The 19,244-nt window shown below is 73.1% G+C and carries 19 protein-coding genes and 1 pseudogene; 8 read left to right on the forward strand and 12 right to left on the reverse strand.

Annotation, left to right across the window (positions count from 1 at the left end; all coding sequences use genetic code 11):
* The first annotated feature begins 312 nt into the window (after window positions 1-312).
* A complete protein-coding gene (locus ACZ4VT_RS20685; RefSeq protein WP_467951513.1) occupies window positions 313-1,497 on the forward strand; it encodes a S8 family peptidase in 1,185 nt (394 codons plus the stop codon).
* On the opposite strand, the gene ACZ4VT_RS20690 is transcribed toward ACZ4VT_RS20685, so the two are convergent.
* Window positions 1,481-1,747, reverse strand: coding sequence for a DUF397 domain-containing protein (locus tag ACZ4VT_RS20690; RefSeq protein ID WP_467951514.1), 267 nt, complete (start codon window positions 1,745-1,747; stop codon window positions 1,481-1,483). The genes ACZ4VT_RS20685 and ACZ4VT_RS20690 overlap by 17 nt on opposite strands.
* Window positions 1,731-2,567 carry a helix-turn-helix domain-containing protein gene (locus ACZ4VT_RS20695; protein WP_467951516.1) on the reverse strand — a complete coding sequence of 279 codons (837 nt, stop codon included), beginning with the start codon at window positions 2,565-2,567 and terminating at the stop codon, window positions 1,731-1,733. The genes ACZ4VT_RS20690 and ACZ4VT_RS20695 overlap by 17 nt, the downstream gene beginning before the upstream one ends.
* 114 nt (window positions 2,568-2,681) lie before the next feature.
* On the opposite strand from ACZ4VT_RS20695, the gene ACZ4VT_RS20700 reads away from it, so the two are divergent.
* Complete coding sequence (locus ACZ4VT_RS20700) at window positions 2,682-2,903, forward strand: hypothetical protein (protein ID WP_467951518.1); 222 nt, start codon at window positions 2,682-2,684, stop codon at window positions 2,901-2,903.
* On the forward strand, window positions 2,900-3,427 hold the full coding sequence (locus ACZ4VT_RS20705; protein ID WP_467951520.1) for an amidase: 528 nt from the start codon (window positions 2,900-2,902) through the stop codon (window positions 3,425-3,427). Before ACZ4VT_RS20700 ends, ACZ4VT_RS20705 begins: the two co-directional genes overlap by 4 nt.
* 107 nt (window positions 3,428-3,534) lie before the next feature.
* Here ACZ4VT_RS20705 and ACZ4VT_RS20710 read toward each other — a convergent pair whose 3' ends face one another.
* The 5 genes from ACZ4VT_RS20710 to ACZ4VT_RS20730 all read right to left on the reverse strand — a co-directional run bounded on the left by ACZ4VT_RS20710 (window position 3,535) and on the right by ACZ4VT_RS20730 (window position 9,975).
* Complete coding sequence (locus ACZ4VT_RS20710; RefSeq protein ID WP_467951522.1) at window positions 3,535-3,741, reverse strand: hypothetical protein; 207 nt, start codon at window positions 3,739-3,741, stop codon at window positions 3,535-3,537.
* Window positions 3,742-3,865: 124 nt separating this feature from the next.
* Window positions 3,866-6,361, reverse strand: coding sequence for an MFS transporter (locus ACZ4VT_RS20715; RefSeq protein WP_467951524.1), 2,496 nt, complete (start codon window positions 6,359-6,361; stop codon window positions 3,866-3,868).
* Window positions 6,362-6,433: 72 nt separating this feature from the next.
* Window positions 6,434-7,948, reverse strand: a complete 1,515-nt coding sequence (locus ACZ4VT_RS20720) for a PTS transporter subunit EIIC (protein ID WP_467951526.1) — start codon at window positions 7,946-7,948, stop codon at window positions 6,434-6,436.
* Window positions 7,949-8,018: 70 nt separating this feature from the next.
* The gene (murQ, locus tag ACZ4VT_RS20725; RefSeq protein ID WP_467951528.1) at window positions 8,019-8,951 is read right to left on the reverse strand and encodes an N-acetylmuramic acid 6-phosphate etherase; all 933 of its coding nucleotides are present in this window, start codon (window positions 8,949-8,951) and stop codon (window positions 8,019-8,021) included.
* Window positions 8,952-9,057: 106 nt separating this feature from the next.
* Entirely contained in the window at window positions 9,058-9,975 is a 918-nt protein-coding gene (locus ACZ4VT_RS20730) for a MurR/RpiR family transcriptional regulator (RefSeq protein ID WP_467951530.1), read from the reverse strand.
* 100 nt (window positions 9,976-10,075) lie between these two features.
* On the opposite strand from ACZ4VT_RS20730, the gene ACZ4VT_RS20735 reads away from it, so the two are divergent.
* The 3 genes and pseudogenes from ACZ4VT_RS20735 to ACZ4VT_RS20745 form a co-directional block, all read left to right on the forward strand.
* Window positions 10,076-10,450 (forward strand): hypothetical protein, encoded by a 375-nt coding sequence (locus ACZ4VT_RS20735; protein WP_030718971.1) that lies wholly within the window; start codon window positions 10,076-10,078, stop codon window positions 10,448-10,450.
* Between the two features lie 7 nt (window positions 10,451-10,457).
* Entirely contained in the window at window positions 10,458-10,730 is a 273-nt protein-coding gene (locus tag ACZ4VT_RS20740; RefSeq protein WP_467951532.1) for a DUF4031 domain-containing protein, read from the forward strand.
* Window positions 10,731-10,777: 47 nt separating this feature from the next.
* A pseudogene (locus ACZ4VT_RS20745) lies at window positions 10,778-11,137 on the forward strand (SMI1/KNR4 family protein); the annotation flags it as partial.
* Window positions 11,138-11,210: 73 nt separating this feature from the next.
* Here ACZ4VT_RS20745 and ACZ4VT_RS20750 read toward each other — a convergent pair.
* Both ACZ4VT_RS20750 and ACZ4VT_RS20755 read right to left on the reverse strand, forming a co-directional pair.
* On the reverse strand, window positions 11,211-12,422 hold the full coding sequence (locus ACZ4VT_RS20750; protein ID WP_467951587.1) for a Cmx/CmrA family chloramphenicol efflux MFS transporter: 1,212 nt from the start codon (window positions 12,420-12,422) through the stop codon (window positions 11,211-11,213).
* 54 nt (window positions 12,423-12,476) lie between these two features.
* The gene (locus ACZ4VT_RS20755; protein WP_467951534.1) at window positions 12,477-13,169 is read right to left on the reverse strand and encodes an HD domain-containing protein; all 693 of its coding nucleotides are present in this window, start codon (window positions 13,167-13,169) and stop codon (window positions 12,477-12,479) included.
* A 109-nt stretch (window positions 13,170-13,278) separates the two neighbouring features.
* Here ACZ4VT_RS20755 and ACZ4VT_RS20760 point away from each other — a divergent pair, with 109 nt between their 5' ends.
* A complete protein-coding gene (locus ACZ4VT_RS20760; RefSeq protein WP_467951536.1) occupies window positions 13,279-13,965 on the forward strand; it encodes a copper homeostasis protein CutC in 687 nt (228 codons plus the stop codon).
* A 27-nt stretch (window positions 13,966-13,992) separates the two neighbouring features.
* Here ACZ4VT_RS20760 and ACZ4VT_RS20765 read toward each other — a convergent pair whose 3' ends face one another.
* Window positions 13,993-16,053 carry a HelD family protein gene (locus ACZ4VT_RS20765; protein WP_467951538.1) on the reverse strand — a complete coding sequence of 687 codons (2,061 nt, stop codon included), beginning with the start codon at window positions 16,051-16,053 and terminating at the stop codon, window positions 13,993-13,995.
* Window positions 16,054-16,351: 298 nt separating this feature from the next.
* On the opposite strand from ACZ4VT_RS20765, the gene ACZ4VT_RS20770 reads away from it, so the two are divergent.
* Window positions 16,352-16,537, forward strand: a complete 186-nt coding sequence (locus tag ACZ4VT_RS20770; protein ID WP_351296420.1) for a hypothetical protein — start codon at window positions 16,352-16,354, stop codon at window positions 16,535-16,537.
* A gap of 307 nt (window positions 16,538-16,844) precedes the next feature.
* On the opposite strand, the gene ACZ4VT_RS20775 is transcribed toward ACZ4VT_RS20770, so the two are convergent.
* Both ACZ4VT_RS20775 and ACZ4VT_RS20780 read right to left on the reverse strand, forming a co-directional pair.
* Window positions 16,845-17,126: a hypothetical protein gene (locus ACZ4VT_RS20775; protein ID WP_467951540.1), complete on the reverse strand. Its 282-nt coding sequence runs from the start codon at window positions 17,124-17,126 to the stop codon at window positions 16,845-16,847.
* 32 nt (window positions 17,127-17,158) lie between these two features.
* Window positions 17,159-18,802, reverse strand: coding sequence for a DNA repair helicase XPB (locus tag ACZ4VT_RS20780; protein WP_467951542.1), 1,644 nt, complete (start codon window positions 18,800-18,802; stop codon window positions 17,159-17,161).
* Window positions 18,803-19,244 lie beyond the last annotated feature (442 nt).

Raw genomic sequence — 19,244 nt, forward strand, 5'->3', positions numbered from 1 at the left:
CCCATCCGAGGACGAGCGCCCGGGTACCGGAGGGGCCTGACTACCTCGGCCTGGGCCGCCCGTACGGGTGAACTTCACGCGGCCGTCCGTTCGGGGCCTCATCCCGCACGACAGCCCGGAATGACCCTTTCTGCAGCGTCCGCGACACGCGTCCCACGCCGGCTACCGAAGGTCCGCCAGGCGGAGTCGGGCGGCTCAAGTCCTCCCCGGGACGCAACCGATGGAGGTGAGGGCCGCCCTCCAGGAACCCTTTGCCGGTGCCGGGCGCGGCTCATCCACGCCGATCCACACGCACTTCAGGGAGTTCCCTTCATGCGTCAGCTTGCCGCGCGCCTGACCGCCGCCGCCGTCCTCGCCATGACCCCCGTGGCGGCCGGTGCGGCCTCCGCCGACACGCCGGAGCCGACTCCGGCACCGCTGATCACCTCGGCCAACGCCATCCCCGGCAGCTACATCGTCACCCTCGACAAGTCGGTCAAGGCGGCGAGGTTCGCCGCGGCCGTCGGGGTGAAGCCGAAGTTCACGTACTCCGCGGGGTTCAACGGCTTCGCCGCCTCCCTCACCGCGGAGCAGCTGAAGGTCGCCCGGACGACGCCCGGCGTGCTGAGGGTGGAGGAGGACGCGCAGGTCAGCGCCCCGCCGATGCCGGCCAATGGAGTCCAATCCAAGGCGCCCGCCCATTCCTGGGGCCTGGACCGGATCGACCAGCGGTTCCTGCCGCTCGACAACGACTTCAGCGCCCACGGCAGCGGCCAGGGGGTGACCGCCTACATCGTCGACAGCGGCATCGACTTCACCCACCCCGATTTCGGCGGCCGCGCGGTGCGGGGCTTCGACGCCATCGGTGACGGCCGCAACGGCGCGGACTGCAACGGTCACGGCACGCACGTGGCGGGCACGGTCGGCGGGACGACGTTCGGCGTGGCACGCAAGGTCAACCTGGTGAGCATCCGTGTCCTCGGCTGCGACGGCCGCGGCGCCTGGTCGGGCATCATCGCGGGCTTCGACTGGGTCGCCACGAACGCCCACCAGCCGGCCGTCCTGAACGCCTCCCTGGGCGGCGACCGCTTCGAGTCGGTCAACGCGGCAGCCACCGCCGTGTCGGATCGCGGCGTGCTGCCGGTGATCGCGGCGGGCAACGAGAACCGGGACGCCTGTCGCGTCTCGCCCGCCTCGGCCGCCCGGGTGGAGACGGTCGGCGCGACGGACCGCTTCGACCAGGAGGCCGACTTCTCGAACTGGGGCGAGTGCCTCGACATCTACGCCCCGGGCAGGGACATCGTCTCCGCGAGGCTGGGCGGCGGCAGCGTGGCCCTGAACGGTACGTCCATGGCCGCGCCGCACGTCGCCGGTGTGGCCGCGCTCTACAAGGCCGAGCACCCCAACGCGCTGCCCGCCGAGATCCACAACTTCCTGTCGGACAAGTCCACGAAGGACGTCATCGAGAACCTGAGCGACAACGGCCCCAACCAGCTGCTGTTCACCAACGGTCTCTGAGCGACCCGACGAACCGGGCCCAGGCCCGCGCGTGGAACACCACGTGCGGGCCTTCGGGCTGCTTGGAGTCCCTTACGGGGACGAGGTCGGGGTGGCCGTCGGCGACTTCGAGGCAGTCGCCGCCAGTGCCGTCGCTGTACGTGGACTTCCGCCAGGTGGCCACCTCCAGGCAGTTACCGCCGTCGCCTGCGCTGTAGCTGGATTTGTGCCAGGTGGCTGCCGTCAGGTCGTACTCATGCATGCTGGTCATGCTCGTAATCCTCCGCCGCGGACTCGATCACGGCCAGCGATTGAGCCGGTGACAGCGCGCTGGCCGTGAGGAGATCGTAGGTCAGCGAGTGACGGGCAACAGTGGCCGGATCGTCCAGCAGTACGCCCATCGCGTTCCCTTGGACATAGGCGAGTGGAGGCGCGTCCTCGAAGGTCATCAGCTTCAGGGTGCCTCCCATCGACGAATGCGCTCCTGAGCTGAACGGCAGCACCTGCACGAAGATCCGGCGGGTACGGATCAGGGTCGCGATGTGCCGCAACGCCTCTGCCATCACTTTTCTGCTGCCAACGACCCTCCGGATGACTGCCTCGTCAAGCACACACCACAACATGGGGGTTGTTGGATTGGCCAGCAGCTTGGCACGCTCCAGCCGGTTCGCGACCAGCTCTGCGATGACCTCGTCCGTGGCCGTCGGCTGGTACGCAATGAAGACCTCTCGTGCGTACGCCTCCGTCTGGAGCATCCCGGGCAGCGCCAGCGGTGCGTACTCGCGGATCGTCTTGGCCTCCGCCTCTGCTTCGGCCGCCTCGGCGAAGTGATTCGGGTACTTCGACTTGGCAAGGGCACCGCAGTTGCGGACGAAGAAGCCGTTCGTGTCGAGGATGTCGTCTATCTGGCGCGCGAATTCGATGTGCATGCGGCGCGTGCCGGCTTCGAGCTGGCCGATGAACGAGCCGCTGACGAAGAGCGGTTCGCCCAACTCGGCCTGGCTGAGGCCGGCTCGCTCGCGCGCCACGCGCAGTTCGGCGCCGAGCAGCGCGCGGGGTGAGGAGGAGGGGTCGAGGTTCTTACCTGCCATGGCAACTCCCGGGCCAACAGGTGGGGTTGTTCTCGGTGCTTCCTTGAAGGCTAGCGAGCCCGTCGCCACTCTGTGTGTCGAAGGCGAACACTCAGAGTAGAAAGGTGACATGTCATGGTGCTCACTCCACAGGAGCGCATGCAGGCGGCCGAGGAGGCGGTGCGGCAGCTCAAGGAGTCCCTGGCCGGGGTGGGGGTGCTGTTCCCCTCGCTCGACGTGGAGCGGGTCTCCGCGGCGGGCTCGTACGGGCTGCCGCTCGTGGATCTCGGCCGCTGCAACCTGGATACCGCCCTGCGGCTGGCCGCCGTACTGCACGAGCGGGCGGCGGGTCAGTGAGCGAGGCGGTGGACGCGGCGCAGTTCGCCTTCGAACTGGGCTGGAAACTGCGCGGCCTGGAGACGGCCCTGGCGCCGCGCGGGGGCCGCGGGCCGACGGAGGGGCCTCCGCAGCCGCCTCCGCCGGCCGGATGGCAGCGGTTCACGCTGGTGCACTGTCCGGTGGAGGGGTATCCCGGGTTCGACGATGCGCGGTACGCGGGGCTCAGGGCGGGCCCGCCGCAGGGGTGCGTGGCCGAGGACTTCGGGGGATGCCTGGGGCTGCGATGCGAGCGGCCCGGCGGGCGGCTGCTCGACGCGGTCGCGGAGCTGTGCGCGGAGATCCGTACGGCGCACGGGCTGCTGATGACCGGCCTCGGCATCGACAAGCTGTGGGAGTGGTCCGAGGACGGTACGGACGGCTGGGGAGCCGAGATCGTGGGGCAGCTGCTGCTGATGGCGGCCGAGCGCGGTCCGCGGCTCGGCTACGGCGTGGACGACCTGGCGTGCTTCCTGCGGACGGCTGCCGCGCCCGTTCCGTCGTAGACGGGGCCCGGCGGGTCCACGCCCCGGCGGCGCCCGGGCCTGCCGGACCCGGATCCTGTACCCGTCGTCCCTCGGCGACGGCAGCCCCGTCACCGGACGTGAGGCCGTCAAGTGATCGTCTGCTGACTCCCGTCAGGCAACGTGCAGGTGGAGGCCCTGTACGGGTTCTCCCTGACCTGTCCGCCCGCGGCCGCGCACTCTTCAGCGGTGATGGTCGGAGACGCGGCCGCCTGAGCGCTGACCGCCCCGACGGCGCTCGCGCCGGCCAGGGTGGCTGCGGCCAGGGCGAGGCCCAGCATTCTTCGCATACGCATGACGTGCTCCTCTCAGGCGCCCCGCTCGGCCCCTTCGAGGACAGGCCGCAAGCCGACGGCGCCCTACCACCCAGCATGGGCGTTGCACGGCAGGCCCGCGAGGCGAGCCGCGCGCTGACGGCGGCTACCTCGGGTCGGTGCGCAGGCGGGCGTGAAGGTGCTCGTCGTGCCAGCCGTCCGTGTGCAGGAGGGCGCCGCGCATGGTGCCTTCCAGCGGGAACCCGGCCTTCGTCGCGACGGCGCAGGAGGCCGGGTTGGCCACGGAGTGGGTGATGCGGACGCGGTGCAGGCCGAGGTCGTCGAAGGCCCAGCGGGTGACGGCCTCCGTAGCCGGCACCATGAGACCGCTGCCGCGGCCGGCGGGCAGCAGCCAGTACAGGATCTCGCCGCTGCCGCCGGTGAGGTCGAGGTCGGCCAGCCCGATCAGGCCGACGGCCGGGCCGCCGGTGGCGGGGGCGACGGCCCAGATCGCGGACTTCTCGGCCTCCCAGTTGCGGCGGTAGCGCGTGATGCGCTTCTCGGCCCGGCCCTCGGTGAACCGGCCCGTGCGGTTCCAGTGCTGGATGTCGGGGTCGAGGCCGGAAGCGATCAGGGCGGGGGCGTCGGACGGCTCCCAGGGGCGCAGCAGCCACCCGTCGGGCAGGTCGAGCACGGGCTGGGGCAGGCCCCGCATCCGGCCGGCCGGTACGACCCGGGGGATCTCCTCGGCGGCGCGGAGGAGGGCGAGGAGTGCCTTGGCCGCCTTGCTCTTGCCGTCGAAGGCGTGGCCGCGGTCCAGGTGCTCGGGGACGGCCGGGCCGGTGAGCAGGACGATGTTGCAGGTGAAGCAGGGGATGACGTCGTAGAGGTGGTTCAGCTCCGCGTCGTGGGCGCGCAGGCCCCAGGTGGGGGTGAAGCACCGGGCCCGGTGGCCCGGGGGCAGGGCCTCCAGGAGGGCGAGGGTTTCGGCGGCCTGGGGTCCGGTCCACAGGGTGACGGTGGTGCCGCCGGATATCGGCCCCCAGGGGTGGCCCCGGCGCGGGTCGAGGCGGACGACTTCGAGGGCTGCCGCGCCGGTGGGTATCTCCATGACGGCCAGCCTATGTTGGTGTTGGTCCCTCCTCGCGGAACCGCAGCCTGAGGTACTGGGCGTAGGGCGAGGCGGAGTCGAAGGTCTGGCGGTGCAGCGCCTCGGGGACCAGGGTCCCCAGACCCGGACTTGGTCGCAGTCGTAGCAGAACGCGGCTTCGTAGAGCGGCGGTCGTCCGGGCCCGCGTACCCCCGGATGTCCCAGCCGGGGGCTACACCGCACAGGGTGACCTGCGCGGTGGGCATCTTCCCCGCCACGGCGAGCATCTCCGCGACGGCGGGGAGCAGCATGGGGACAGTCTCTCCCCCGCTCTTTCACGGCTTGCCGCCGGCGCCCCAGTGGCTTCAGGGCGAGGCCCGTGAGTCCCGCGGCGCAGACGCCCGCCGCGCAGAGCGCCGTGGCGACCGTGGCTCCGCGGGCGTCGGCGAGTGCGCCGAGCGCGTTGTTGCCCACCACCAGCGCCAGGCTCTGAACGAACGTCAGGGACGCCTGCGTCCTGGCCAGGTGCGTGCCCGGGGCGCCGGCCAGCACCAGCGGACCGACGTGGCAGGCGAACATCCCGGAACCCGCACCGGTGACGATTGCCCCGGCGACGGCAATGGCCACGCCGGCCTGCCCGGCCAGCGCCACCGCGGCGATTCCCGGCGCCGCGACACACAGCCCCAGCGCCGCACCCCGGCCGATCCGGCGCATGGTGCCCCGCCGCGAGACCACCAGCGCCACGGCGACCACCCCCAGGCTCTGCCCGCCCGCGATCAGACCGGCCGCCCCGGCACTCCAGCCGTGCTCCCGGGCCAGGAGCGGGTTCAGCAGGGACACCACCGGCAGGAGGAAGCAGGCGGCGGCGGCCGTCAGAACCAGCGCGGACCGCAGGACCGGATCCGCCACGGCGACCCGCACCCCGTCCGCCGCCCCTGCCAGGAGGCCCTGCGCGCGAGGGGACCGTTCGACCTCGAAGGCCGGCCGGACGAGGACGAGTACGACGAGGACGATCGCGAAGGTGCCCGCGTCGGCGAGCGCCGCGCCGGTCAGGCCGGCGGCCGCGACGAGTACGGCGCCCAGCGGAGCCCCGAGCAACGAGGCGATCTGTCCGGCCGCCTGCTGCACGGCCAGCGCCCGGGGGAGCTGCGCCTCGCCCACCAGACTGCGGGGCATGGACCCGGCCGCCGGCAGATAGAACGCGTCGACCGTGCCGACCGCGGCCGCGACCGACACGAGGAGCCAGGGAGAGGGGTCCGGGCGCGAGCCCGCGAGCGCCAGCGCGAGCGTGGCCGTGAGCATCACGGCGTCCCCGACGACCATCACCCTGCGCGCGCCGAACCGGTCGCCGACGGCGCCGCCCGGCAACAGCAGCAGGGTCCGCGGAAGGGTGATGGCGGTCAGGACCAGCGCGCCCGTCCCGCCACCGTGGGCACTGGCCGCCCAGCCGAGGGCGAAGTAGAGGACGGCATCACCGAGCAGCGAGGCGCGGGTGCCGGCGAGCCAGACGAGGTACGCGCGGGGGAGGGCCGGGCGCGCCGAGGCCTGCCGGACGGTGTCGAGGGAGGTCATGGCCGCCGACGCTAGGGCCCTCGACCAACTGGAGGGCAAGCTCCCGCGGCCCGGTCACGGCGAGGGCGGGCGTCAGGTCAGGGCCGGTTCCCTGGAGGGCTGGGCGGCCGCGGCGGTTCCGTCCGGGTCGGTGTTGAGGTCGGTCAGCATCTGGCGGGTGAAGCCGAAGAAGTAGGTGGCGGCGAAGCCGACCAGGTAGCCGACGGCGAGGCCGCCCGCGTAGATGGCGAGGGTGATGCCGGCGCTCGACCTGCCGTCGAGCAGGGGGAACAGGGCCCAGCCAGAGGGGCCGATGGCGGTGGAGCCGAAGGCAACACCGAGCTGGTTGAAGAGGCCGACGAAGGCGCCGCCGGCCGCGCCGCCGACGCAGGCGGTGACGAAGGGGCGGCCGAGGGGGAGGGAGACGCCGTAGATGAGCGGCTCGCCCACGCCCAGGAAGCCGGCCGGGAGGGCGGACTTGATGGTGGTGCGCAGCGACCCGTTGTGCGGGAGCCGGTAGTAGACGGCGATGGCCGCGCCGACCTGGCCCGCGCCCGCCATGGCGAGGATGGGCAGCAGGACGGTGTAGCCGGACTGTTCGATGAGCGTGGTGTGGATGGGGATCAGGGCCTGGTGCAGGCCCAGCATCACGAGGGGCAGGAAGAGGCCGCCGAGGACCAGGCCCGCGAAGGCGCCGCCGGTCGCGAGCAGCCAGTCGGCGAAGGTGCCGATGGCCGCCGAGGCCTCACCGGCGAGGAACATCAGCCCGAACAGGGTGACCAGGCCCGAGAGCAGGACGGTGAGGGTCGGGGTGACCAGGACGTCCACGGCCTCGGGGACCCACGTGCGGCACCACTTCTCGACGTACACGGCGAGCAGGGCCGCGGCGAGCGCGCCGAGGACGCCGCCCTGGCCGGGGGAGAGCTGCTGGCCGAAGGCGTCGATCTTGGCGACGCCCGGGAAGACGATGATCGCGGCGACGGCGCCGCCCAGGATCGGCGTACCCCCGAACTCCTTGGCGGTGTTGTAGCCGACGAACACGGCGATCAGCGACATGAAGCCGGAGGCGATGGCGGCGAGCGCCGGGACGACGGCGGGCAGCCAGCCCAGGTTCGTCAGCAGGCCGTTGAGGCCCGCGATGATGCCGCAGCCGATCAGTGCCGGGATCAGCGGGACGAAGATGTTCGCGATCCGGCGCAGGAGGAGCTTGAACGGGGTGGCGTTGCGGGCCTTCTGGACCTCCTTCAGCGCCGCGCCCTGGGCCTGCAGGTCCTCGGCGGTGACGGCGTGTGGGGTGGGTGGTGCGGCGGGGGTGGCCGGGGTCGCCGCGCGGGCCTGCTCGACCGCGCGGGCCTGCTCGACCAGTGCCTCGAACTCCGGGGTGACGCGGGCGACGGTGCCCGGGCCCAGCACGATCTGGTAAGTGCCGTCCTCGACCACGCCGAGGACGGCGGGGAGGGCCCGCAGGGCCTCGTCCTGGACCAGGGAACGGTCGCGCAGCGTGATGCGCAGCCGGGTCATGCAGTGCGCGATGGAGGTGACGTTGTCCGGGCCGCCGACCAGAGGAAGGATCGCGGCGGCTGTGGCGCGGTTCTTGTCAGTGGACATGTGGGGGTCGCCTTGCGTCGGGTGGTGGAAGGGGATGCGGGCTTTGGTCAGCGGTGCCAGCGGTGTGGTGTCAGTGGTGGTCAGCGGCTTCGGTGAGGGCCGCGCGGAGGTGGCCCTGCGAGGCGGCGAGCAGTTCGGCGGCCTTCGGGCCGTCGACGCCGCCGAGGATCACGAGGACGGCGTCCTTGACCTCGCCGTCGGTGGCGGTGAGGGCGGCCTCGATCTCGGTGTCGGGCGCGCCGGTGGCCAGGGCCACGATGCGGCGGGCGCGGGCGCGCAGCTTCTCGTTGGAGGAGCGCATGTCGACCATCAGGTTTCCGTAGGTCTTGCCCAGGCGGATCATGGTGATCGTCGAGATGAGGTTGAGGACCAGCTTCTGGGCCGTACCCGCCTTCAGGCGGGTGGAGCCGGTGAGGAGTTCGGGTCCGACGACGACCTCGATGGCGTGCTCGGCGGCCGCGGCGAGGGCGGAGCCGGCGTTGCAGGAGAGCCCGACGGTGAGCGCGCCGCGCGTACGGGCGAAGGCGACGGCGCCGATCGCGTACGGGGTGCGGCCGGAGGCGGAGATGCCGATGACCGTGTCGTCCGGGCCGATGCCCAGCGCGGTGAGGTCCGCGGCGGCCAGCTCCGGGGAGTCCTCGGCGCCCTCGACGGACTTGACCATGGCGGAGGGGCCGCCCGCGATGAGGCCGACGACGTCGGCGGGGTCGGTGTTGAAGGTGGGCGGGCACTCGCTGGCGTCCAGGACGCCCATCCGGCCGGCCGTGCCGGCGCCCGCGTAGACGAGGCGGCCGCCGCGGGCCATGCGTTCGGCGATCGCGTCGATCGCGGCGGCGATGTGCGGGAGCTGGGCGGCGACGGCGGCCGGGACGGTGGCGTCCTCGGCGTTCATGGTGCGGGCGATGTCGAGGGTGGACAGCCGGTCGATCTCGGCGAGGTCCTGGCGGAAGGCCTCGGTGGTGAGGATGTCCAGCTGGGCGCGGAGGTCTGCGTGGGCCGTCATCGGGGGCGGGCTCCTTGGCTGGTGGCGGGTGGTGGTGGGGCTGAGCTTCACGATCGGGGCTCCGCCCGGGCAGGCGGGGCTGGGTGGTGCGGCGGGGTCGGGTGGGTCAGTGGCGGTGGGCCAGGGCTTCGTAGGAGGCGGCCAGGGCGGGGGCGGCGGTTTCGTACGTGCGCTGGGCGACGCCGACGAAGAGGCAGTCGACGACGAGCAGCTGGCTGGTCCGGCTGGACATGGCGGCCGGGCGCAGCTGGGTCTCGCGGGCGGCGGAGGTGGCCAGGACGAGGTCGGCGTAGTGGGCGACGGGGGCGTTCGGGCGGCCCGTGAGGGCGAGGGTGGTGGCGCCCCGCTCGAAGGCGACGCGGAGCGGCTCGATCACGTCGCCCGTGGAGCCGGAGTGGGTGATCGCGACGGCGACGTCGCCGGGGCCCAGCTGGACCGCGCCCGTGACGGCCAGGTGGGGGTCGCTGTGGGCGTGCGCGACGAGTCCTATGCGCAGCAGCTTCTGGGCGAGGTCCTGGCCGACGAGGGCGGAGGCGCCGACGCCGTAGACGTCGATGCGGCGGGCGGTGGCGAGGGCGGTGACGGCGGCGGCCAACTGGGTCAGGTCGAGTCCGGCGGCGGTGTCGGTGAGGGTCTGCGCCTCCTCGTGGGCCAGCTTGGCGACGACGTCGGCGAGCGGGTCGTCGACGGCTATGTCGACGGTGACGGCGGGGGCGGCGCCGGACTCCTGCTGGGCGGCGAGGGCGGCGAGCGCGAGGCGCAGGTCGCGGTAGCCGGGGTAGCCGAGGAGGCGGGCGGCGCGGACGACGGTGGCCTCGCTGGTGCCGGTGTGCGCGGCGAGACCGGAGACGGTGAGCCGTGCGCATCCGGCCGGATCGGAGGCGACGGCCTCGGCGACGGCCTGCACGGAGCGCGTCATGGACGGAGCGAGGCTCCGGACCCGGGCCCGGAGGGCGGAGGGCGCCGGGGCGGGCGGCGCGGTCTGCGTACGGCGGCTGAAAGTTTCTTTCGTGTTCTCGCTCACACCTGAAACCTATTTTCGGGGGTGGTGGGCGTCAATACGCCATGCGGCCCCCGGAAAGAGGGCCTTCGTCACCGGGCCTCCTCAGGTCCACAATGGGCGCATGGACCACGCGACCCCCTTGGAACAGGCGCTGCACGTCGCCCGTGCACTTGTTCTCGCCGATCTCGCCGCCGGCGAGGTCGCCGACGCCGATGTCGTCTCCCTCGTTGAGGACTCGGTCACGCACCGCCGGTGGTGGGTGGAGCAGTGGCCGGAGGGCGTCGACTACCTCCCCGGACTCGTCGCCCAGGACGTGCAGGACGCGCTGCTGGAGAAGTACGGCCGCTGGCCGCTGTGCCCGGTCTGCACCCACGGCGATCCGCACGCGCTGGACGTGGAACCGGAACTGGGACCCGACCCGCACTGGGTGTGCTCGGAGGCGGGCGTGAAAGTGGCCGCGGTCGGCGGCCTGGGCCCGGTCTTCGGTCTCAGGTGAGCCGCCCGTGACCGTCTACATCGACCCGCCGACCTGGCCGGGCCACGGCCGCATGTGGTCCCACCTCGTCAGCGACGTCTCGTACGAGGAACTGCACGCCTTCGCGGCCGGCATCGGCTGTCCGCCGCGGGCCTTCGAGCGGGACCACTACGACGTGCCCTCGTACCGGTACGCGGACGCGGTCGGCGCGGGCGCCGTGGAGATCGGCAGCAAGGAACTCGTCCGCCGGCTCACCGAGGCCGGCCTGCGCCGCCCGAAGGGCCGCCCGGCGCAGTCGTAGCGGCCGCCGTCTTCGCGGGGCTGTCGGTGGGCCGCTGGCCTGCGGGAATGTTCAGCACGACCGGCGACGGCGATCGCCGCTTCCCGCCTGTCCTGACCGAGGTGTCCCGGATCGAGTTCGACTACGGCGGCGAGGGCGTGGGCGAGGGCGTCGAATTCTCCCCGTACGAGGCCTCCGGGTCCGCCGTGGACACCACCGACCGGCTGCGCCACTGGACGGCGAACCACGAGCTCGACGGCGACGGCCTGCGGATCTTCGGCCAGGACGGCTCCGGCGGCCTCGCCGCGATCTGGTACGCGCGCCAGGGGCGGCCGCTCGCCGAGCAACCCGTGGTGTTCCTGGACTCGGAGGGTGAGGTCGGCGTGGCCGCCGGGAACGTGTCCGACTTGCTGTGGGTGCCGGCCGACACCTTCGAGGACGACATCTTCGAGCTCTGCCGCTGAGTCCCCCCGCCGCGGGCGGGCCCGGCCATCGGCCGGCCTAGACCTTCTCGGGTGTGCCCGCCAGGGCCGGGGTGGAGGAGGCCACGACGCGGGCCGGGGCGCTCCGGCGGCGGTCGAGGCGGAGGGCGGCCACGGCGAGGGCGATCGCGGTGACCGTCATCGCGCCGCCGGCCCAGGCGGTGGCGGCGAAGCCGAGGCCCGCGTCGATGACGGTGCCGCCGAGCCAGGGGCCGCCGGTGTTGCCGAGGTTGAACGCGGCGGTCGTGGTGGCGCCGGCCAGGGTCGGGGCGGCGCCGGCCACGTTGAACATGCGGGCGTTGAGCGCCGGCGCGGTGAAGAAGGCCGAGAAGCCGATCAGGAACGCGAGGGCGACCACCGCGACCTGGAACGAGGCCAGCAGGGCGAGCGCGCCGAGGAAGACGGTCGACGCGGTGACGCCCCCGATCATCACGCCGAACAGGTGCGCGTCGGCGACCCGGCCGCCGACGGTGGTGCCGGCCAGCGCGCCGGCGCCGAAGAGGGCGAGGATCCACGGGACCCACCGCGAGTCCAGCCCGGCCACGTCCGTGAGCAGCGGTGACAGGTAGCTGAAGGCGCAGAAGACGCCGCCCGCGGCCAGCGCCGTGACGGCGATGGAGAGCCACACCTGGCGGTCGCGGTAGATGCGCAGCTCGCGCCCGAGCGAGGGCTTCTCGGCAGGGAGCGGGATCTTCGGGATCAGCGCCAGGATGCCGGCGAGGGCGATCGCGGAGGCCGCGCCGACCGACCAGAACGCGGAGCGCCAGCCCAGGTGCTCACCGAGGAAGGCGCCGGCGGGGACGCCGAGGACGTTGGCGATCGACAGCCCGCCGATCATGACGGCCATCGCGCGGGCCCGCTGGTCGCGGTCGACCATGGCGATGGCGACGGCCGCGCCCACGGCCCAGAAGCCGGCGCAGGCGAACGCCGAGACCACGCGGGAGGCGAAGAGGAGCTCGTACGTCGGGGCCAGCGCGCCCGCGACCTGCCCGAGGCCGAAGAGGCTGATGAGGGCGATCAGCGTGGTGCGGCGCGGCAGCCGCAGGGTGGCCACGGCCAGCAGCGGCGCGCCGACGACCATGCCGATGGCGAAGGCGGATATGAGCAGGCCCGCCTGCGGGATGGTGACGCCCATGTCCTCCGCGAGGGGCGGCAGCAGCCCGGAGAGCATGAATTCGCTGGTGCCGAGCGCGAAGACGGACAGTCCGAGGATGTAGACGGCGACGGGCATGCGGGGGCGTAGGGCATCTGCGGGCATGACAGTCACCAACCAGCGTGAACGCGATCAAATTCCCCCGGCGGCTTCGGGAGCGTCCAGCGCGGCGAGCTCGGCGGCGAGGTTGGCGCGGGCCGGGGCCTCCCAGTGCGCGGCGCCGTAGGGCGTGCGGAAGAGGCGGGGCAGGTCGAGCAGCTGGCGCAGCACGGCGGCGCGGCCGGTGCGGAAGGCCTCGTCCGGGACGAACCCGTACTCGGCGCGCACGGCGGCCACGTAGGCGGCGTAGGCCTCCGGGGCGCCGGCCAGGACGGCCAGGTCGGCGTCGCAGAGGGCCTCGCCGTCGGTGTCGCCTGGGGCGGGGTCGTGGGTGACGGTGAGGCGGACCAGCCGGGCCACCTCGGCGGTGCGGGCGGCGTCTATGCCGAGCTCGGGGAGGGCGCGCTCGGCCAGGGCGGCGCTGCGTTCCTCGTTCTCGGAGCGGTCGGGGCGGTAGACGGCGTCGTGGAACCAGGCGGCGAGCTGCACGGCGGCGAGGTCGGCGGCGTGCGGAGCCAGTACGTCGATCCGCGCGAGTACGTCGGCCAGGTGCGCGGTGGTGTGGTAGCGGCGCTGCGGCTCCGCCCAGGCGGCGAGCAGGCGCTCGGCGTAGGGGGCGGGATCGCGGTCGGCGGCGGCGCCGGCGGCGGTGACGGTGGCCCGCCAACGGGCCTGGAGGGCCGTGGTGTCGGGGCCGGTGCCGGGGTGCTGGGTGCCTGTGTCCATGGGCACATTGTGGGGGTGGCGTGATTGTGCTGGTGGAGCGCGGGTGGAGGCCCGTACCCTGGATATTGGACTAGACCTATTTTTCATACCGGACGAAGGACGGCAACGAATGAGCAACCGTGCGCTCCTGGAGGTGATCGCCCTCGACGCGGAGGACGCGATCGCGGCCCAGGCCGGTGGGGCGGACCGACTCGAACTGGTCACCGACATGGCCGCCGACGGGCTCACCCCGGCGCGCGAGACCTTCGCGGCGATCAGGGCGGCCGTCGACATCCCGCTGCGCGTGATGCTCCGCAAGACGGACGGCTTCGCGGCCGGGGACGTCTCCGTCCTGGTCCGCGCGGCGCGTGAGCTGCGGGCGGAGGGCGCGCAGGAGTTCGTCCTCGGCTTCCTGAACCCGGACGGCACCCCCGACCTGGCCGCCGTCGAGGCGGTCGTCGCGGAGCTCGACGGCTGCCGCTGGACCTTCCACCGGGCGATCGACCGCGCCGCGGACCGCGACCAGCTGCGCAAGGCGCTGGCCGACCTTCCCGGACTGGACACCTACCTGACGGCCGGCTCGGCCGCCGGGGTCGAGGAGGGGCTGCCGGTGCTCGTCGCCGAGGCGGCGCGGCGGGGGGAGCCGGGCTACGGGGCGCGGATGCTGGTGGGGGGCGGGCTGACCCTCGCGCACCTGCCGGTGCTGCGCTCCGCCGGCATCGACGCGTTCCACATCGGCGGCGCGGCCCGCCCCTCGGGATGGGGCCGCCCCGTCTCGGCGGCCGCCGTCGCGAACTGGCGAGCCGCCCTGTCCTGACGGGGGCGACCCGCAGGTCACGTCACCTCAGGCGAGAGTCACAGGCAGGGCGGCCGTGTGCAACACGTTCAGGCCTGAGACGGCGCGGGTGAGGCAGACGTACAGGCGGCGGAGGCCCGTGCGTTCGTCGGGCTCGCCGTCGACGATCGCGGCGGGCTCGTCCAGAACCACGTAGTCGTACTCCAGACCCTTCGCCAGCGAGGCGGGGACGAGGGTCAGGCGGGACTCGGCCGTGGTCTCCTCACCCGGCGAGAGGTACGGCAGGCCCTCCGCCAGCAGGGCCTCCGCCAGGGCGGGGATGCGCGCGTCCGCCGCGATCAGGCCGATCGACCCCTCGTGCGCGAGCGACGCGCGGCAGGCCGCCACCACGTCCGCCGTCAGGTCCGAGCTCTCCGAGATCAGCAGCGAGCCCGGGGTCTCGCGGACCGAGGAGACCGGGGCCAGGCCCGGGGAGATCGACGGCAGCAGCCGGGAGGCGTACGCGATCACCTCGCGCGGCACGCGGAAGCCCGCCGTCAGCTCCTCCAGCACCGCCTGCGGCTTGCCCATGTGCGTCAGGGCCTCGTCCCAGCTGCGCGTGGCCCACGGGGTGGTGCCCTGCGCGAGGTCGCCGAGGACCGTCGCCGAGCCCGTCGTGCAGCGCCGGCCCACGGCCCGGTACTGCATCGGCGACAGGTCCTGGGCCTCGTCGACCACGACGTGGCCCAGCGAGTGCGTGCGTTCCACCAGGTCCGCGGCCTCGTCGATCAGGACCAGGTCCGCCGCCGACCACTTCGCCGACTTCACGCTCCGGAACGGCTTCGGCCACAGGAGGAGCTTCTGCTCGTCCGCCGTGAGGACGTCCGCCGCGTGCAGCGCGAGGAAGTCGGGGTCCGACAGCAGGCGCAGCACCAGCTTCGCCGGCTCGACGGGCGGCCAGACCGCCTTCACCGCGGCCTTCACCGCCGCGTTGCGGGCCACCGCGTCCTGCACGCGGTCGTCCGGCGCCTCGCCCGCCTGCTCCATCCGTACGAGCACCGCGTGCGCGATGCGCTGCGGCAGGGCGTCCCGGGCCGCGCCGTAGCGGATGTCGCGCTTCTGCAGCTCCTCGACCATCTCGGCGATCTCGTACGCGGGCACCCGCCAGCGGCGCGAACCGCGCACCACCATCAGCGGCTCGGTCGGCGCGGTGACGTGCGAGCCGAGCGCGCGGCGCAGCACCTCCGCCATCCGGGCGTCGCCCTTGACCACGGCGGTCTCGGCGGCGTCCGTGCCGCGTACCTCCAGGCCCTCGCGGGCGACCAGGTCGTCGACGGTGGCCTGCTTGACCTCCAGCTCGCCCAGCGCGGGGAGGACCTGCTCGATGTAGTGAAGGAAGGAACGGTTCGGCCCGATGACGAGCGTGCCCGTGCGGGCGAGGCGGTCGCGGTGCGCGTAGAGGAGGTACGCGACACGGTGCAGGCCGACGGCCGTCTTCCCGGTGCCGGGGCCGCCCTGCACGCAGACGGAACCGGACAGGCCGGAGCGGACGATTTCGTCCTGCTCTGGCTGGATCGTGGCCACAATGTCCCGCATGGGGCCGACGCGCGGGCGCTCGATCTCCTGCTGGAGCAGCTTGCTGACGGCGGCGGCCTCGGCCGGGTCGGACAGGTGCTCGTCCTCGTACGCGGTCAGCTCGCCGCCGGTGTAGCCGAAGCGGCGGCGCAGCGCGATGTCCTGCGGGTCCTTCTTGGAGGCCCGGTAGAACGGCTGGGAGACGGGCGCGCGCCAGTCGATGACCATCGGATCGCCGTCGGCGTCGTGGACGTGGCGGCGGCCGATGTAGAACTGCTCGCCCTCCGCGCCCTCGGCGAGCTCGGCGCCGGGGGCGTGCAGGTAGTTGAGGCGGCCGAAGAAGAGGGGGGTGTGCGAGAGGTCGGCGAGGGCCTTGATGCGGTCGTCGATCTGGGCCTGGAGGACGATCGCGTTGACCCAGTTCGCGGTGACGTCGCGGATGTCGAGGGCCTCGACGTCCTCGCGCATCGCGCGCAGGGCGGAGCGCGAGCGGGAGAGGTGGGCCCGTTCACGGGCGAGCGGGCCGGACTCGGACTCGGGGGCGTGCGCGGGCACGGGACTGCCTCCAGCTGCTGGTGCGGAACAGAAGCCCGCCGGTTTCCAACCGGGGGGCGGCTCTCCCCGATGAGGCGGTGGGAGGCGGCAAGAGCGGAGATTCTAACCATCGGGGCGCAGCGGCGCGAATGATTTTGTCCGTCCCGTACGGGACCGCCGTACGGGTGTCATACGGGGGAGTGTCATACCTCAGGGAGGGCCCCAGGGGTCGGCATGGGCCGCGAGGAGGATGCCGCGGGGCCCGAGCTTCAGCCCCCAGGGCGATGTGACGCGCGGCGCGGAAAAGCACCATGGACACATGAGCACCGCAACCTTCACCCCGGTCCAGGGTGGCCGCCCGCGCGGCGCCACCGCCCTCTCCGACGCCCGCCCGCGCCGCCCCCTCGGCCGCGCGCTGCAGGCGGCCAAGATCTTCGCCGCGGCGGCCGTGAGCGTCGTCGTCCTGGGCGAATACGCCGAGGACGCCGGCGTCATACGCCGCTGACCACCACCCCGCCGCCCCCGCGCCCGCAGCGCTGTTCCCGGGTGCCGGCGGTGGGGTGACGAGGGGTGGATCCGGCGCGTGATGTGGCGCGTTGGGTGATCCACTAGGGTCGCGCGCTCGTGACGGGGTCGCTGCTCGTGCTGGGCGTCCCGGCGCCTCGCGGGACTGGCGGCCAGCCCGCGCTGGCCGCCCTCGCCGCTACCGCGCTGCTGGTCCTCCCGCAGGACTCGGCCGCCTTCTGGACCCGGCACCTGCCGGCCGCAGCCCGCACCACCCCGCTACCGGACTGGCCGGCCCTGTGGGTCCGTCAGCCCTCGGGCAGCAGGATGTCCGCGTCGTCGAAGACCCGCAGGACCACGAGCAGCAGGCGCCCGCGCGACACCACGTACTCGGCCACGATCTGTGAGGTGAGCCGGATCTCGCGGTCCTGCTCGCCCGCTCCTATCGGCCGCGAGAGCTCCGTGTAGGGATCGCGGGCCAGGATCTCGAGCGCCTTGTCGAAGGACGCGCGGCGCACGGGCTCCAGCTGGTCACGGTCGCAGCCCGCCGACTCCGTGAAGAGGACCTCGTAGATTTCCTGGTGCGTCATACGGCCAGCGTAGTGCTCGGCCACAGTCCCCGTCAGTCGGCCGCCAGCAGCTCGTCGGCGTCCATGATCCGGTAGGCGTAGCCCTGTTCGGCGAGGAAGCGCTGGCGGTGCGCCGCGAAGTCCTGGTCGATGGTGTCGCGCGCGACCACCGAGTAGAACCGGGCCTCGTGGCCGTCCGCCTTCGGCCGCAGGACGCGGCCCAGGCGCTGCGCCTCCTCCTGGCGGGAGCCGAAGGTGCCCGACACCTGGATGGCGACCGTGGCCTCCGGCAGGTCGATGGAGAAGTTCGCGACCTTCGACACGACCAGCACGCTGATCTCGCCCTCGCGGAACGCGTTGAAGAGCTTCTCGCGCTGCGCGTTGGAGGTCTCGCCCTTGATGACGGGGGCGTCCAGGTGCTCGCCGAGCTCGTCGAGCTGGTCGATGTACTGGCCGATGACGAGGGTCTGTTCGCCCTGGTGCTTGCGCACCAGCGCCTCCGTGACCTTCCGTTTCGTCGCGGTCGTCGCGCAGAAGCGGTACTTCTCCTCCGTCTCGGCGGTCGCGTACGCGAGCCGCTCCGACTCCGTCAGATTGACGCGGACCTCGACGCAGTCCGCCGGCGCGATGTAGCCCTGCGCCTCGATCTCCTTCCACGGCGCGTCGAACCGCTTCGGCCCGATCAGCGAGAAGACGTCCGACTCGCGCCCGTCCTCGCGCACGAGCGTGGCCGTCAGACCGAGGCGGCGGCGGGCCTGCAGGTCGGCGGTGAACTTGAAGACCGGCGCGGGCAGCAGGTGCACCTCGTCGTAGACGATCAGGCCCCAGTCCCGGGAGTCGAAGAGCTCCAGGTGCGGGTAGACGCCCTTCCGCTTCGTCGTCAGGACCTGGTACGTGGCGATCGTGACGGGCCGGATCTCCTTGCGGGTGCCGGAGTACTCGCCGATCTCCTCCTCCGTCAGCGAGGTCCGCTTGACCAGCTCGTGCTTCCACTGGCGGGCCGAGACGGTGTTCGTGACGAGGATCAGCGTCGTCGCCTTGGCCATCGCCATGGCCCCGGCGCCCACCAGCGTCTTGCCGGCGCCGCAGGGCAGCACGACCACGCCGGAGCCGCCGTGCCAGAAGCCCTCGACGGCCTGCTGCTGGTACGGGCGCAGCGCCCAGCCGTCCTCGGCCAGCTCGATCGCGTGCGCCTCGCCGTCGACGTAACCGGCGAGGTCCTCGGCCGGCCAGCCCAGCTTGAGCAGCGTCTGCTTGATCTGCCCGCGCTCGGAGGGGTGCACGGCCACGGTGTCGGCGTCGAGCCGCGCGCCGACGAGCGGGGTGATCCGCTTGGACCGCAGGATCTCCTCCAGCACGGGCCGGTCGGTGCTGGTCAGCACCAGGCCGTGCACGGGGTGCTTGGAGAGGGTGAGGCGGCCGTAGCGCGCCATCGTCTCGGCCACGTCGACGAGCAGCGCGTGCGGGACGGGGTAGCGGGAGTACTCGACGAGCGCGTCGACGACCTGCTCGGCGTCGTGCCCGGCGGCCCGGGCGTTCCACAGGCCGAGGGGGGTGATCCGATAGGTGTGGATGTGCTCGGGCGCCCGCTCCAGCTCCGCGAACGGAGCGATGGCGCGGCGCGCGGCCCCGGCGAGCTCGTGGTCGACCTCGAGCAGGAGGGTCTTGTCGCTCTGGACGATGAGGGGTCCGTTCACGCGCGTCCCTTTCCGGCGGTGAGACGGCTGCCCGGGCGCGGGCGGCCAAACCTCCAGTCTGCCGTATCCCCGAGCCCTTTGGCTCCCGCCCGGGGATGCCGCCCCTCCCGGGGCTCCGCCCCGCACCCCGCGCCTCAAACGCCGGCGAGGCTGAAAGACCGGGGCTCCGCCCCGCACCCCGCGCCTCAAACGCCGGCGAGGCTGAAAGACCGGGGCTCCGCCCCGAACCCCGCGCCTCAAACGCCGGCGAGGCTGAATTCGGGCTGGGGTAGCAGGCGGGCCGGTTGGGACGGGGTCGGGTGTGTGTCGGGGTGTCCCCGCAGGGCGCCGAACGCAACAGGGCCGATCTCTCCGACCCCTCGTCACGTTCGGCGCCCGAGGAGACGCCCCGGCGCGCGCCCGACCCCGGCACAACCGGCCCCCACCCCACCCCACCCCACCC

The sequence above is a fragment of the Streptomyces sp. NPDC029164 genome (assembly GCF_055563995.1).

What these genes read in the sequence shown, in the direction of transcription:
- ACZ4VT_RS20735 (WP_030718971.1), top strand. Translation starts at nt 10,076, where the DNA reads ATGGACCACGCGACCCCCTTGGAACAGGCGCTGCACGTCGCCCGTGCA.
- ACZ4VT_RS20695 (WP_467951516.1), bottom strand. Translation starts at nt 2,567, where the DNA reads ATGGCAGGTAAGAACCTCGACCCCTCCTCCTCACCCCGCGCGCTGCTC.
- ACZ4VT_RS20770 (WP_351296420.1), top strand. Translation starts at nt 16,352, where the DNA reads ATGAGCACCGCAACCTTCACCCCGGTCCAGGGTGGCCGCCCGCGCGGC.
- ACZ4VT_RS20690 (WP_467951514.1), bottom strand. Translation starts at nt 1,747, where the DNA reads ATGACCAGCATGCATGAGTACGACCTGACGGCAGCCACCTGGCACAAA.
- ACZ4VT_RS20750 (WP_467951587.1), bottom strand. Translation starts at nt 12,422, where the DNA reads ATGCCCGTCGCCGTCTACATCCTCGGACTGTCCGTCTTCGCGCTCGGC.
- ACZ4VT_RS20710 (WP_467951522.1), bottom strand. Translation starts at nt 3,741, where the DNA reads ATGCGTATGCGAAGAATGCTGGGCCTCGCCCTGGCCGCAGCCACCCTG.
- ACZ4VT_RS20775 (WP_467951540.1), bottom strand. Translation starts at nt 17,126, where the DNA reads ATGACGCACCAGGAAATCTACGAGGTCCTCTTCACGGAGTCGGCGGGC.
- ACZ4VT_RS20755 (WP_467951534.1), bottom strand. Translation starts at nt 13,169, where the DNA reads ATGGACACAGGCACCCAGCACCCCGGCACCGGCCCCGACACCACGGCC.
- ACZ4VT_RS20720 (WP_467951526.1), bottom strand. Translation starts at nt 7,948, where the DNA reads ATGTCCACTGACAAGAACCGCGCCACAGCCGCCGCGATCCTTCCTCTG.
- ACZ4VT_RS20685 (WP_467951513.1), top strand. Translation starts at nt 313, where the DNA reads ATGCGTCAGCTTGCCGCGCGCCTGACCGCCGCCGCCGTCCTCGCCATG.
- ACZ4VT_RS20700 (WP_467951518.1), top strand. Translation starts at nt 2,682, where the DNA reads ATGGTGCTCACTCCACAGGAGCGCATGCAGGCGGCCGAGGAGGCGGTG.
- murQ (WP_467951528.1), bottom strand. Translation starts at nt 8,951, where the DNA reads ATGACGGCCCACGCAGACCTCCGCGCCCAGCTGGACATCCTCACCACC.
- ACZ4VT_RS20760 (WP_467951536.1), top strand. Translation starts at nt 13,279, where the DNA reads ATGAGCAACCGTGCGCTCCTGGAGGTGATCGCCCTCGACGCGGAGGAC.
- ACZ4VT_RS20715 (WP_467951524.1), bottom strand. Translation starts at nt 6,361, where the DNA reads ATGACCTCCCTCGACACCGTCCGGCAGGCCTCGGCGCGCCCGGCCCTC.